Source organism: Aggregatibacter aphrophilus ATCC 33389, from assembly GCF_900636915.1.
Lineage (GTDB): Bacteria > Pseudomonadota > Gammaproteobacteria > Enterobacterales > Pasteurellaceae > Aggregatibacter > Aggregatibacter aphrophilus.
In genome coordinates this window covers 1515638-1530459 of sequence record NZ_LR134327.1, presented here as the reverse complement: position 1 = coordinate 1530459, position 14822 = coordinate 1515638, and the positions used below count along the sequence as shown (strand labels likewise).

Annotated in this window: 8 protein-coding genes and 1 pseudogene; 6 read left to right on the top strand and 3 right to left on the bottom strand. The window is 39.2% G+C overall.

Translation table 11 applies throughout. The features are described from left to right. The first annotated feature begins 16 nt into the window (after window positions 1-16). A complete protein-coding gene (ybaK, locus tag EL144_RS07490; RefSeq protein ID WP_005703083.1) occupies window positions 17-496 on the top strand; it encodes a Cys-tRNA(Pro) deacylase in 480 nt (159 codons plus the stop codon). Window positions 497-570: 74 nt separating this feature from the next. Here ybaK and EL144_RS07485 read toward each other — a convergent pair whose 3' ends face one another. The 3 genes from EL144_RS07485 to EL144_RS07475 form a co-directional block, all read right to left on the bottom strand. After that, window positions 571-1611 (bottom strand): ATP-binding cassette domain-containing protein, encoded by a 1041-nt coding sequence (locus EL144_RS07485; protein ID WP_005703082.1) that lies wholly within the window; start codon window positions 1609-1611, stop codon window positions 571-573. Further along, window positions 1612-3636 (bottom strand): ABC transporter permease, encoded by a 2025-nt coding sequence (locus tag EL144_RS07480; protein ID WP_032994806.1) that lies wholly within the window; start codon window positions 3634-3636, stop codon window positions 1612-1614. Window positions 3637-3799: 163 nt separating this feature from the next. Next, window positions 3800-4828 (bottom strand): ABC transporter substrate-binding protein, encoded by a 1029-nt coding sequence (locus EL144_RS07475; protein WP_005703080.1) that lies wholly within the window; start codon window positions 4826-4828, stop codon window positions 3800-3802. A 371-nt stretch (window positions 4829-5199) separates the two neighbouring features. On the opposite strand from EL144_RS07475, the pseudogene EL144_RS07470 reads away from it, so the two are divergent. From EL144_RS07470 to EL144_RS07450, 5 genes and pseudogenes are all read left to right on the top strand, one after another. After that, window positions 5200-7172 (top strand): annotated as a pseudogene (locus EL144_RS07470) (site-specific recombinase). Between the two features lie 187 nt (window positions 7173-7359). Beyond that, window positions 7360-8907: a type I restriction-modification system subunit M gene (locus EL144_RS07465; RefSeq protein WP_005703077.1), complete on the top strand. Its 1548-nt coding sequence runs from the start codon at window positions 7360-7362 to the stop codon at window positions 8905-8907. 7 nt (window positions 8908-8914) lie between these two features. Beyond that, window positions 8915-10069 (top strand): restriction endonuclease subunit S, encoded by a 1155-nt coding sequence (locus EL144_RS07460; RefSeq protein ID WP_065336492.1) that lies wholly within the window; start codon window positions 8915-8917, stop codon window positions 10067-10069. Between the two features lie 18 nt (window positions 10070-10087). Further along, the gene (locus tag EL144_RS07455) at window positions 10088-11446 is read left to right on the top strand and encodes an AAA family ATPase (RefSeq protein ID WP_005703073.1); all 1359 of its coding nucleotides are present in this window, start codon (window positions 10088-10090) and stop codon (window positions 11444-11446) included. A 17-nt stretch (window positions 11447-11463) separates the two neighbouring features. After that, on the top strand, window positions 11464-14559 hold the full coding sequence (locus EL144_RS07450; RefSeq protein WP_005703072.1) for a type I restriction endonuclease subunit R: 3096 nt from the start codon (window positions 11464-11466) through the stop codon (window positions 14557-14559). Window positions 14560-14822: the final 263 nt, after the last annotated feature.

Here is a 14822-nt window from a genome sequence, read left to right as displayed (position 1 = left end):
ATTACGAGGAAATACAATGACGCCGGCAATTGATTTACTGAAAAAGCAAAAAGTCCCTTTCACGCTACATCACTACGATCACGACCCTGACAATACTCACTTTGGCGACGAGGCCGCCGAAAAACTCGGTATTAACCCTGACCAATCCTTCAAAACTTTATTGGTCGCCGAAAACGGCGATCAGAAAAAACTCGCCTGTTTCGTGTTGCCGACCAGCCATATGTTAAGCTTAAAAAAAGCCGCCAAAGCCTTAGGCGTGAAAAAAGTGGAAATGGCAGAGAAAGAGGCTGCCCAGAAAAGCACAGGTTATTTGGTAGGTGGCATCAGCCCGCTAGGCCAAAAGAAACGTGTTGTCACCGTTATTGAGCACGCAGCCCTCAATTTTGAGAAAATTTTCGTTTCCGGCGGCAAACGCGGATTAAGCGTGGAAATCGCCCCGCAGGACTTGGCAAAAATATTGAATGCTCAGTTTATCGATATTGTGGATGAAGTGTAGGAATATCCGCAGAAGATAAAGGAAAAGTGCGGTAGAAAAAATATCTGTTTTTTTGACCGCACTTTGAATTCCATTTACGCTACCATGGGCAACACAAACCAACCAATTGGACGCAGTTGCACGAAATAATGCGACTGATTCGGAACATAATCATTTGGATTCAAGTGCACCAACAACGGCATCCCATGCCACAGTACATTAATTTCCCAATAATTCCCCATAAAGACCGCCGTTTGAATATCACAACGGGCGGAAGGTTCGCCATTGGCAGCAAGCAACACACCTTCCGGACGAATGCCTAAATGATAATCGCCGTCCGTTAATGCTTCTAGCAAACTAATCGACAAGGGACTTTCTCCCATAAACAGTTTGCCCGCCTTGGCTTTCACCGGGAAGAACGACACATCGCCCATAAATGTCGCGGTGAAGCAGGAGCTTGGCGAGCGATAAAGATGATTCGGCGTACCGATTTGATCCACTTTGCCTTGATTCATCACGACCACTTCATCAGATACGGCAAAAGCTTCGCTTTGATCGTGGGTAACATATAGCGCCGTAATCCCCAATTGTTGTTGCAAATGACGAATCATTTCGCGCATGGTTCGACGCAAATTAGTATCCAAATTACTCAAGGGCTCATCGAAAAGCAGAATTTGCGGTGCAATCACCAATGCCCGTGCGAGTGCAACGCGCTGTTGTTGTCCGCCGGAAAGTTGCTCGATACCGCGTTGTTCAAAGCCTTCTAATTCCACCATTTTTAGGGCATTTTTGACTTTTTCGGCAATATTGGTGGGGTTTTCTTCTTGCATTTTTAACCCGAACGCAACATTTTCACCCACGCTAAGATGAGGAAACAGCGCATAAGATTGAAATACAATGCCGACGCCACGTTGTTGTGGCGACAACAAACTAATATCCCGTCCGTCACATAAAATCTGTCCTTGATCTAGCTCCTCCAGGCCGGCAATTAAGCGTAAAATCGTGGTTTTACCGCAACCTGACGCACCAAGCAACGTGGTGAACTTACCCTTTTGAAAGGTCAGATTAAAATCCTGTAACACTTTCGTTTGGCCGAAAGATTTATAAATATTTTTTAATTCAATATGTTGTGTCATTTATCGTCTCTGTGGCAACGGTGTATTGCCAATCCAACGGCTAAATACACCAATAATCAGCATCATAATCACAATTAAACTGGCGCCGTAAGCCACTGCCAAGCCATAATCGCCGTCTTCCACGCGATTTAAAATAAACGAAGTCGCTACGCGGGTACTTGGTGTAACCAAGAAAATAATCGCACTAATGGTTGTCATCGCACGCACAAAACTGGTCACCAATGCAGACAATAGCGCCGGTTTTAATAATGGCAGCGTGATAAAACGTAGCACCTTAAAACTGTTCGCTTTTAATGAATAAGCCGCTTCGTCTAAAGAGGGATCCAGTTGTTTGAAATTTACCAATGCTGCGCGCAATCCAATGGGCATATTGCGGGTAATCATGGAAAGCACAATAATCACGCCCGTGCCGGTTAAATATAAAGGCACATTATTAAATGCCAGAATATAAGACACCCCGGCCACCGTACCCGGCACCGCAAAACTCAGCAAGGTTAAAAATTCAATATGCTTTTTGCCGAAAAAACGCCGACGTGAGAAAAAATACGCCAATAAAAAGCCGCTAATAGCCGTAAAAGGCGCGGCGATGACGGCAAATAACACGGTTTGCACCAAGGACGGAATGGCGCCGTTTTTCCAGCCCTGCCCGAATAACGTGATGTAATGCCGGAAAGTAAACGTATTATCCACGCCCCAATTTTGCATAAAGCTGCCATAGAAAATACTGCCGTACAACAAGGCGTTAAAACCGACCCAAAGTATAAAAATGGCGATAACCAAGGTTTTCAAACCGAAGGACAATGGCGTTGCTCTGCCCTCAAAGCCTTTGCCGGATAAGGTGACATAATTTTGTTGCCCGATAAAACGGTATTGCAACCAGAAAATACCGAGGGAAATACTTAACAAAATAATGCCTAAGGTGCTGGCAGATAAATAATCATTTTGCGCGCCCACAATATAAAAATAAATTTGCGTTGCCAATACATCAAAATTTCCACCCAATACAAAAGGCGAACTGAAATCCGCCAAGGATTGCACCATCACAATTAAAAACGCATTGGCCAATGCAGGTTTTAATAAGGGCAACACAATAAAACGAAAACTTTGCCAACGGCTTGCACCAAGCATGACTCCCACTTCTTCCAATTTGGGCGAAAGATTTTTTAAGGCACCCTCAATGAGCATAAAAGCCATGGGCGTGAGCGCTAAGGTGTGGGAAATTAAAATGCCGTTAAAGCCGTATAACCAGTTGGTATTGATGCCAAAATGTTGTACGAAAAATTGCGTCACATAGCCGGAACGGCCAAACATTAACATCACGCCAAGGCTCACGACAAAAGGGGGCGTCACCATCGGCAAAATGGCAAAAACTTTGCAAACAAACAAACTGCGTTTAGCAATGCGCGTGGTGTAAAGAGCAAAAATGAGCGCAAAGATAACGGAGAAAAGCCCAACGGAAGCAGAGACCGCCAACGAATTTCCCACTACCTTCCACAAGGCAGAATGGCCTAATAATTCGGTTACGGTATGCCAATCGCCTTCTTCTCCGCTGAAGAAAATCGTAAATAATTTGCTGATAGGATAAAAAATAAACCCGACCACTAACACAACTAATCCGATAGCCGTAGCCAGCAAGAAACGATCGCCTTGCATAACACGTAAGCGGGCTAACGCATCGGTTAATATTGCCCATAATGCAATAAACAGAAAGATGACCGCATAGCCAAAACGAAAACGGAAGAACTCCGCAGAAAACCAAATAAATAAAGCAACAAGTGCGGTCAGAATTACTGTTGTTTTAGCTAATGAAGGGTTGTCGGAATGGCGTTGAAGCCATGGAAAAATCAATAAAGAGGAAAACCAAAGCCAACTGATATTTATCTTTGACCATCCCATCGCGGCTAAATATTCCGAGGAAGTCGCGCCGAAAATACCATAATCCAAAGCGTGCGCAGGCAAAAATGCGAACGCCAAAAATGCGGGCAAAATCCAAGTGATATTGTGATGGAACAGGTTTTTAAACATGAAATATTGAAATAAACCGTTAGGCAAGGCTGAAATTACGGCTGATGAACTTGTTGCAAACCATACGTAATTTCAGCCTTCCAAAAAAACAAGACTTTTGCTTCGGATAGTGCCACAAGTTCACTACGCTCAAGCTCAAATCATCTTGTAAAAGAATGACATACTATTTCGCCAATTTAATTTCTGCAAGCCATTTATTAATTAACCGCTTACCTTCGTCTTTAGAACCGAATTTGACGAAATCAAAATCCAATAATTGTAATGTTTTCGGATCGACTGATTTTGGCGAGGCTTGCGCATTGGCATTGGTCGGGATTTGATATAACCCAAATTCACGCCATGGAATTTCCTGCACCTCTTTGGAAAGCACAAAATCCATAAATAATTTGGCATTGTCTAAATTACGAGCCCCTTTAATAATGCTCGCACCGCCTAATGCATAGCCGGTTTTGCCTTCAGGAATCACGGTTTCCACCGACGCGCCTTTTTCTTTCTCAGTGGCATAGGCATGCACAAAACCGATACTCACCGCACTTTCACCACGAGACAAATTCGCTGTTACCAAATTGCTTTTCACATATTGGGATACGTTTTCATTGAGTTTTTTCAGATAATCAAAGGCTTTTTCTTCACCCAAAAATTGAATTAACGTCGCCATAATGGTGTAAGTGGTCCCGGAAGCACGTGGATCAGGCAGTTGAATTTCGCCTTTGTATTCCGGCTTGAGCAAATCTTCCCAGGTTTTCGGCGTCGGCAAACCAAGTTGTGCTAATTTCTGTGTGTTCACGCCAAAGCCCAGCACCAACATATACGCCACGGAAGTGAATTCGCCCTTTTGTTCCATGAGTGATTTAAACTGCGGTAGGATTTCTGCCTGTTTTGGCGAACGGTAGGCTTCCAATAAGCCTAACTCACCGGCCTGAAAATGCGGTTCAATAGTGCCGCCATACCAAAAATCCGCTTGCGGGTTGTCTTTTTCCGCTTTGATCTTGCCAAAAATAGTTTCCGTACCACCATGTACGAACTCGGTTTTGACATTATATTTTTCGCCAAATAAGGTAGTGACTTTTTCACACAAAGCATTTTGCACCGTGCAATACACGGTCAAACGCCCTTCTGCGGAAGCCTGTTGGCTTAATAATAACGGTGTAAGACAAACTAAACCTAAACTGCGTTTAAACCATTTTTTCATTTTGGATCCCTCTTTTTAAGTTAAGCATCATCATTGATGTCGGCGATTATATACTATTGAATACAAAATACTAAATGGATTACGTTAAATTTTTGTGCTAATGAAAAACAGGTACAACCAATAATTTATTAAAACGACTGAAAAAATAGCGAGACTCAAAACTTTTCTATTCCATTAAAATTCATCAATAAAATAATCTATGAACTATCCTATTTACTGATTTCTCCTTTAGGCTACAGGCTGTGCCAACATTCCTAAAAACACAATATTTTTTGACCGCACTTTACCCTTCAATTTGCATTTTCCCTTTGATTTTCTTTATAATCCGCCGCTCAAAAATAAATCATAAACATTCAAGGAGGTCTATATTCGTGAAATATTCGTCATTTACACCGGAAACCTTAAACACATTCTTACAACAACACACCGCGACAAATAATACGTTCGAGCTGTTAGAAGGACTTTGTTATTGGTTGCGTCAATGTGAACCACAACAAGTGGTGCCTGCCTTACGCCTCATTAAGTACAACTTAAAAGAAAATAAACCCCTAGCCCGCGCACTTCACTTAGTACAATGCTTTGTCGTTGGTTGTGCAGTATGCGTTTATATCCCTTATTTATTAGCAGTGGCATTTTGGCACGGGAAGGTTTCGGGCGTGAAATGAAGAATCGTTTATACGAACGGATTAATCCTTCTTTTAAAGACGTTAACGATCTGCGCGATGTGTTTTATTTGTTATTCAGTGATAAAAACGACGCCCGTTGGATTAATGCCGTCCCATTAAAAGAATGGTGTGGTTTGATCCGTTTATTACGTCGTCATGCCACAGACAACGATAAACAGCGGGTACATCAACACTTTCAAGCAGAAGGACTATTTGCCATTGAGATGCTCTCAATTTGGATCGCCGCTGAAGACATCGAACCGGAACTCATGCGAATAGAACCCACATTACTCAATGCTGATTCGCCTTTTGTTGCTCTACATCGTGAAGTGGTGGACTGGTTACAGGCCCGCCGTGCTCAACACGCTTTTGATGACAGCCATTTACAGGTCATGATAGAACAATGCCGTGAATTAATTGATCGCCTGCAAAAACGCGGGACGGTTGTCGGTACCTCATTCAATGTCACTTATTTACTGGAACGTCTCGAACAAACCTTAGAACGTTTAGAAAAACTCATGGCGATTTTTGCGTCTAACCGTTATTTGCCACGTCGAATTCTCTTATTAGCCGGCACCATTGCCGGTGCGTCCGCCGAGCAACACAGCATTTCCCGATTATGGAAACAGAGCAACAAACTGGTGGCTCGAAGCATTACGCAAAATGCAGGTGACCACGGCGAACATTACATCACGCGTAACCGAAAAGAATATTTCGCCATGTTTTATTCCGCAGCAGGCGGCGGAATCTTAATCGCCTTAATGGCCTTATTTAAAATTTACTTAGGCACGGTCATTGACGACAAAGTGTGGAAAGGTATCGTAGAAGGATTAAATTATGGCTTCGGCTTCACCTTAATTTTTATGTTGCACTTCACTGTTGCCACCAAACAGCCTGCCATGACAGCAGCCCGCTTTGCCGACGCGGTAGAACGCAATCCGCAAGATCGCAACTTAAACATGAAATTGGCACAATTATTGGTAGATGTATTTCGTTCACAAAGTGTTGCCGTGTTAGGCAATGTGATGGTTGCCATCAGCTTGGCCGCTCTGATTGCTTTTGTTGTGGAACACCAAACAGGAACGCCATTATTAAACAAAGCGATGATCGAGTATCAATTACACAGCATTGATCCGTTGGCAGGCAGTTTATGGTTTGCCGCCATTGCCGGTGTATGGCTATTCTGCTCCAGTATTATTTCGGGCTTCTTCGACAACCGCAGCAATTATCTCAACCTCAAAATGCGCTTACACCAGCACCCATTGCTCAAACGTATATTAACTAATAGATGCCGCGCCAAATTTGCTGATTATATGCACGATAACTATGGCTCCATCATGGGAAATTTGTGCTTCGGTATGTTGCTCGGCTTAACCGGTGTCATTGGCTATTTAACCGGTCTTCCACTGGATATTCGTCATGTTGCCTTCTCCTCCGCCAACGTAGGCTACATCGCTGTCAGCGGAGATTTCGGCTGGGCATTATTAACACAAAGCATTGTCTTCGTCTTGCTTATCGGTTTGGTCAATCTTATCGTCAGCTTCGCCCTCACCTTATGGATTGCCCTCCGCTCCCTCAACACCGAAGTGGATAATTGGTGCGACATTTGGATCTGTGTCTGGCAAATCCTCAAACAACGTCCATTGAGCTTGTTCCTACCCATACAGTTGGAAAGGTAGATTTGAGATAAAAGTGCGGTCATTTTTTACGGCATTTTTATCATTGTTCAGATAATCTGAAATCCCCATGAATTTATTTCCATGGGGATTTTTATTATACGAACCGCCTTATTGATGTTTATAAATGACCTAGCGAAAGGTAGAATAGCGCCTTAACTTAATACTCTATTCTCCAAAGGAGCTTTTAATGGCAGCTGCAATTCAACAACGCGCCGAACTTCAACGCCGCATTTGGCAAATCGCTAATGATGTCCGCGGTTCTGTCGATGGTTGGGATTTTAAACAATACGTTTTGGGCTCACTTTTCTATCGCTTTATCAGTGAAAACTTTGCTAACTATATTGAAGGTGGAGATGATAGCGTTGATTATTCTGCTTTTAATGATGATGATCCTATTATTGCGGCAGTCAAAGAAGACACCATCAAAGCAAAAGGTTACTTTATTTATCCGAGCCAATTATTTAAAAATGTTGTAGCGACAGCCAATACGAATCCTAATTTAAATACAGATCTGAAAAGCATTTTTACGGATATCGAAAATTCTGCTACTGGCTACCCTTCCGAACAGGATATCAAAGGCTTATTTGCCGATTTTGATACCACCAGCAACCGCTTGGGCAATACCGTTGCCGATAAAAACAGTCGTCTCGCTGCCGTATTAAAAGGCGTTGCCGAGTTAGATTTTGGTGACTTTGAAGATAATCATATTGATTTATTCGGTGATGCTTACGAATTTTTAATTTCCAACTATGCTGCTAATGCCGGTAAATCGGGTGGTGAGTTCTTTACGCCACAATGCGTATCCAAGCTGATTGCTCGACTGGCTTTATATGGACAAGATAAGATCAATAAAATTTATGACCCTGCGGCCGGTTCCGGTTCTTTATTATTGCAAGCGAAAAAACAATTTGATGAACACATCATTGAAGAAGGGTTCTTCGGGCAGGAAATTAATCACACCACTTATAACCTTGCCCGTATGAATATGTTTTTGCATAACATCAACTACGACAAGTTTGATATCGCCCTCGGTAACACTTTAATGAATCCGCAATTTGGTGACGATAAACCCTTCGATGCTATTGTTTCTAATCCACCTTACTCCGTGAAATGGATTGGCTCTGACGACCCAACGCTAATTAACGATGAACGCTTTGCCCCAGCCGGCGTACTTGCACCAAAATCGAAAGCAGACTTTGCCTTTATTTTGCATGCGTTAAGTTATCTTTCAGCAAAAGGCCGTGCGGCGATTGTGTCCTTCCCCGGCATTTTTTATCGCGGCGGTGCGGAACAAAAAATTCGTCAATATTTGGTGGATAATAACTATGTGGAAACGGTGATTGCGCTTGCGCCAAATCTCTTTTTCGGCACCAGTATTGCGGTGAATATTTTGGTGCTTTCCAAACACAAACCCGATACCCAAACCCAATTTATTGATGCCAGCGGTTTATTTAAACCCGCCACCAATAACAATCTTTTGGAAGAGGAACATATTGAGCAAATTCTCAAATTGTTTGCCGATAAAGAAGATGTGCCGCATTTAGCCAAATCCGTGTTCTTTGAAGAAATCGTTAAAAATGAATACAACCTTGCGGTAAGTTCTTATGTGGAACAAAAAGACACCCGAGAGGTGATTGATATCGATAAACTTAACGCTGAAATTAAACAAACTGTTGCCAATATCGACCGCTTGCGCGCAGAAATTGACAAAATTGTGGCGGAGATTGAGGGGTAAAAACACCATGAAAAATAACCGCACTTTTTTAGAAAAATTATTGGATGGGGCTGAGGTTGAGTGGAAAACGCTCGACGAAATATTCCATTTAAAAAATGGCTATACCCCATCAAAAGGAGTGAAAGAATATTGGGAAAACGGCTCAATTCCTTGGTTTAGAATGGAAGATATTCGAGAAAATGGACGCATTTTAAATACAGCATTACAAAAGGTTTCAGAAAGTGCGGTTAAAGGCGGAAAACTTTTCCCCGCAAATTCAATTATTATTGCAACCTCTGCAACTATTGGTGAACACGCTTTAATAACCATACCGTTTTTAGCAAATCAAAGATTTACGGTTTTATCTCTAAAACCAGAATATATCGATAAATTTAATATTTATTTTCTATACCATTACTGTTTTACGCTTGATGATTGGTGTCAAAAAAATACCACTATGTCTAGTTTTGCATCCGTTGATATGAATGGATTTAGGAGATTTCCAATCCCCATCCCACCACTTCCCATCCAAACCAAAATCGTAAAAATTTTGGACGCATTGACAGCGCTTACCAGCGAGCTTACCAGCGAGCTTATACTACGCCGGAAGCAATATGAATACTATCGAGAGAAATTACTATCTTTTGATAGTTTAGAACGATTAAATGAAGGGGGGGGGAAGAAGAAACTTATTGATGTATGTATCAATATCTTCTCTGGCAAAAATAAAGAGAGAAATGATAGCGGGCTGTATCCAATTTATGGATCAACTGGAATTATTGGGAAAACCAACAAAAAAGAATTTTCTAATGAACAAATTTTGGTTGCTCGTGTTGGTGCCAATGCTGGCTATGTTCACATAGCTCAAGGTGAATATGATGTTTCAGATAACACATTAATTATCCAGCATAATAAAAATATTGATCTTAAGTTTCTTTATCATACTTTGGTTAATATGAAGTTAAATCAATATGCAAAGGGTGCAGGGCAACCACTTATTACAGCCGGACAATTAAAATTAATGGAGATAAATGTTCCCCCACTTGAAGAACAACAACGCATCGTTTTAATCCTTGATAAATTTGAAACCTTAACCAATTCCATCACCGAAGGCTTGCCTTTGGCGATTGAGCAAAGCCAAAAGCGGTATGAGTATTATAGAGAGCTTCTCTTAAATTTCTAAAAAAAGGAAAGTTATAATATGAGTAAAACATTAGAAGATATTGCAAGGGAATTAATAGAAAAAAACTCAAACTCAAAAGTTAAACTGATTTATGCATTTAATGGTTCTGGTAAGACTAGATTATCGAAAGAATTTCAAAACTTAATATCACCTAAAAATGAAGAAGATATTAGTCTTAATTTTAAAGACAAGAAAATAATTTATTTTAGTGCATTTACAGAAGATTTATTTTTTTGGGATAACGACTTAAAAAAAGATGCTATTCACACTCTAAAGATACAACAAAATCAATTTACTGACTGGATTTTAAGAGTTCAAGGTCAAGAAAATAATATTATTGATAATTTTCAACGCTACACCAATAATAAACTCACTCCTAAATTCAATGAAAACTACTCTCAGGTTACTTTTTCATTTGAAAGAGGAAATGATGTAAAAGAAGATAATATTAAAATTTCTAAAGGGGAAGAAAGTTGCTTTATTTGGAGCATTTTTTACAGTCTCTTTGAACAAATAATATCTGTTCTTAATATTGTTGAACTAAAAGGACGAGAGACTCCAGACTTTAACAATCTAGAATATATATTTATTGATGATCCTGTGAGCTCCTTAGACGAAAATCATTTAATTGAACTAGCTGTTAATATATCCAGTCTGATTAAAGAGAGTGAGTCAGATCTAAAGTTCATTATCACGACTCATAACCCTCTATTTTATAATATCCTATGTAACGAATTTAGCAGATTACCAAAAGGGTGTAAAAAGTTTAGATTAGAAAAAATGGAAGATAATACTCATAACTTATATAGTCAAATTAATGATTCGCCTTTTGCATATCAAGTTCACTTAATAGATAAACTCGAAAGCATATTTAAACAGGAAATACAAATTAAGGAGTTTCTAAAAGAAATAAAACATGGGTATAAAAACAAAGCAAAAACCATACTAAAAAAAGATGCACTGAATGATAATGATCTATCTGGATTTTACAGATTGATTAGCAATCGAACAATAAGCAGTCTTTTTTATATTAGAAAAAATCATGTTGGAAATGAATTTACACTATCCTTATTTAAAGAAAAAGAAATAAAAGAATGTGAAGTAGAAAAGTATCATTTTAATTTAATTAGAAACATTCTAGAAAAACTTGCTACATTTCTTGGATACCGAGAAATGAAAGATATGCTTCCTCAAGATGGAAGTGGACCAGACCCATATATGAATCGTATAGTTAACCTATCAAGTCATTCAAAACATTCAGGAGAAGAAACTATACTCATTTCAGATAATGACAAACGCGTTCTTAAAGGTTTAGTCGAACATATAAATACAAAATATAACTTTAGAAGTAAATTTATTAAACTTGGTAAGGATTAAATAGATAAGGAAAACCTATGATCAACTACTCCACCATCGCCGAATCCAATAATTTTATCGTTCTGGATCAATACACCAAATGCGTGGAAGAGCCACGGGCAGGCTACCAAACGGAAGATAGTTTAGAACGTGAATTTATCCGCGATTTGCAAGGTCAGGGTTATCAGTATTTACCTGAAATCAATAACCACGAAAAACTACTGATAAACCTGCGTAATCAGTTACAACATCTCAACAATGTTACCTTTTCAGATGCCGAATGGACGCGCTTTTTAGAAGAATATTTGGATAAACCTGCTGACAATCTCATTGAGAAAACCCGCAAGATTCATGATGATTATATTTATGATTTTGTATTTGATAACGGACGAATTCAAAATATTTATTTGCTGGATAAGAAAAATATTACCAATAATAAATTACAAGTGATTAATCAATTTGAACAAACCGGCAACTATGACAATCGTTATGATGTGACAATTTTGGTCAATGGTTTACCCCTTGTACATGTTGAATTGAAAAAACGCGGCGTAGCCATTCGTGAAGCCTTTAACCAAATTCACCGCTACAGCAAAGAAAGTTTCAATAAAGAAAATTCTCTCTTTAAATATACTCAGATTTTTGTCATTTCTAATGGAACGGATACTCGCTATTTTGCCAACACCACCAAGCGCGATAAAAACAGCTACGACTTCACAATGAATTGGGCTACGGCAAAAAATACTCTGATTAAAGATTTAAAGGATTTTACGGCGACATTCTTGCAAAAACATACCCTGCTCAATGTATTGGTAAATTACTGCGTGTTTGATGTTTCCGATACCCTATTGATTATGCGCCCATATCAAATAGCCGCCACCGAGCGTATTTTATGGAAAATTAAAAGCTCATATCAGGCGAAAAATTGGAGCAATAAAGAAAGTGGCGGCTACATTTGGCACACCACCGGCTCAGGTAAAACGCTCACCAGCTTTAAAGCTGCACGTCTTGCAACAGAATTAGACTTTATTGAAAAAGTATTCTTCGTAGTAGATAGAAAAGATTTGGACTATCAAACTATGAAAGAATACCAACGTTTTTCACCGGATAGCGTGAATGGTTCGGAAAGTACGGCTGGGCTAAAACGCAATATCGAAAAAGACGATAACAAAATTATTGTTACTACGATTCAAAAACTCAATAATCTGATGAAATCGGAAGATAAATTACCGATTTATGATAAACAAGTAGTCTTTATCTTCGATGAATGTCATCGTTCTCAATTTGGTGAAGCGCAAAAAAATCTAACGAGAAAATTTAAAAAATACTATCAATTTGGTTTTACCGGCACACCAATTTTTCCAACTAACGCATTAGGTGCCGAAACTACAGCGAGTGTCTTTGGCATTGAACTCCACTCTTACATTATCACTGATGCGATTCGCGATGAAAAAGTGCTGAAATTTAAAGTGGATTACAATGATGTACGACCACAATTCAAGAGCATTGAAACTGAAAAGAATCTTGAAGAGCTAACAAAACTCGAGAAAAAACAAGCCTTTTTACAACCTAAACGTATTGAGCAAATTGCCCAATATGTTCTAGATAATTTCAAACAAAAGACCCATCGCTTTAATGCTGGTAACAATGGCTTTAATGCCATGTTTGCAGTAAGTAGTGTCGATGCGGCTAAAATCTATTACGAAACGTTCAAACGGTTACAAAGTGCGGTCAAAAATCCACTTAAAATTGCAACAATTTTTTCGTTTGCAGCCAATGAAGAGCAAGACGCAATAGGAGATATTGCCGATGAAAGTTTTGAAGTTGAAGCGATGAATTCTACTGCCAAAGAATTTTTAAAATCGGCGATTGACGATTACAACAACTATTTTGCGACAAATTACGATGTAGATGGTAAATCTTTCCAAAACTACTACCGTGATTTAGCTAAACGTGTCAAAAACAAAGAAGTGGATTTATTGATTGTGGTTGGGATGTTTTTAACCGGTTTTGATGCGCCGACATTAAACACCTTATTCGTAGATAAAAACTTACGCTATCATGGTTTGATTCAAGCTTATTCACGCACAAACCGCATTTATAACAGCACTAAAAGTTTTGGCAATATCGTAACTTTCCGTGACTTGGAACAAGATACCATTGATGCGATTACGCTTTTCGGTAAGTCCAATACACGCAATGTCGTATTGGAAAAAAGTTATAAAGAGTATATGGAGGGTTTTACCGATGCTGGTGTTGCCCGTCGTGGGTATTTAGATGTCATTGCTGAGTTAAAAGAAAGATTCCCAGATCCAAATGAAATTGAAACAGAAAAAGACAAAAAAGCCTTTGTTAAATTATTTGGTGAATATTTGCGGGTTGAAAACATTCTGCAAAATTATGACGAGTTCGCTGCTTTACAAGCATTTCAATCGCTTGATACCAGCGATGCGAAAGCCGTTGAAGCATTTAAAGAAAAATATTACTTAACGGATGAAACTTTTGCTGAAATGCAACCTATTGATATGCCAAGTGAACGTAGCATTCAGAATTACCGTTCGACTTACAACGATATTCGGGATTGGTTCCGTCGTCAAAAAGATGGCGAGGAAAAAGCAAAATCGACCATTGATTGGGACGATGTGGTGTTTGAAGTGGATTTATTAAAATCCCAAGAAATCAATCTAGATTACATTTTAGAATTGATTTTCGAGCACAATAAGAAAACGAAAAATAAATCTGAACTCATTGATGAAATTCGATCTATCATCCGAGCAAGCCTAGGAAACCGTGCAAAAGAAAGTTTGATTGTGGATTTTATTAATCAAACTGACTTGGATAACATTGCCGACAAAGCTGGCATTATTGAGTCATTCTTCCAATTTGCCCAAAAAGAGCAACAACAAGAAGCCGATGAATTGATGTGCAGTGAAGGACTGAATATTGATGCCGCGAAACGTTATATTAACGTGTCCTTAAAACGAGGATATGCTAGCGAGCAAGGTACGGATTTAAATGATGTACTTCCTAAAATGAGTCCACTTAATCCGCAATACCTCACAACAAAACAACGTATATTCCAAAAAATAGCAGCATTTGTTGAGAAGTTTAAAGGGATTGGGGGAAATATCTAGCCATATTGAAATCCTAGAAGTGCGGTCAAAATTTTAAGTGTTTTTCGACCGCACTTTTCCCAATAACTCCATTATCATTTCGTACAAAATTCATGCTTTTACACAAATTTTACTCATGCAATTTTCAACCTTAGAAAAATTCTTCCTTAATTTATAAGCAGTTATTTGATGTCAATAATTCAAACGAAAAATTTAGTGCTTGAATTTTCACTTTCAACACATTATCTTGTGCAAAATTTTTTACGACACAACTATATGTTGTG

What these genes read in the sequence shown, in the direction of transcription:
- EL144_RS07460 (WP_065336492.1), top strand. Translation starts at nt 8,915, where the DNA reads ATGAAAAATAACCGCACTTTTTTAGAAAAATTATTGGATGGGGCTGAG.
- EL144_RS07480 (WP_032994806.1), bottom strand. Translation starts at nt 3,636, where the DNA reads ATGTTTAAAAACCTGTTCCATCACAATATCACTTGGATTTTGCCCGCA.
- EL144_RS07465 (WP_005703077.1), top strand. Translation starts at nt 7,360, where the DNA reads ATGGCAGCTGCAATTCAACAACGCGCCGAACTTCAACGCCGCATTTGG.
- ybaK (WP_005703083.1), top strand. Translation starts at nt 17, where the DNA reads ATGACGCCGGCAATTGATTTACTGAAAAAGCAAAAAGTCCCTTTCACG.
- EL144_RS07485 (WP_005703082.1), bottom strand. Translation starts at nt 1,611, where the DNA reads ATGACACAACATATTGAATTAAAAAATATTTATAAATCTTTCGGCCAA.
- EL144_RS07475 (WP_005703080.1), bottom strand. Translation starts at nt 4,828, where the DNA reads ATGAAAAAATGGTTTAAACGCAGTTTAGGTTTAGTTTGTCTTACACCG.
- EL144_RS07450 (WP_005703072.1), top strand. Translation starts at nt 11,464, where the DNA reads ATGATCAACTACTCCACCATCGCCGAATCCAATAATTTTATCGTTCTG.
- EL144_RS07455 (WP_005703073.1), top strand. Translation starts at nt 10,088, where the DNA reads ATGAGTAAAACATTAGAAGATATTGCAAGGGAATTAATAGAAAAAAAC.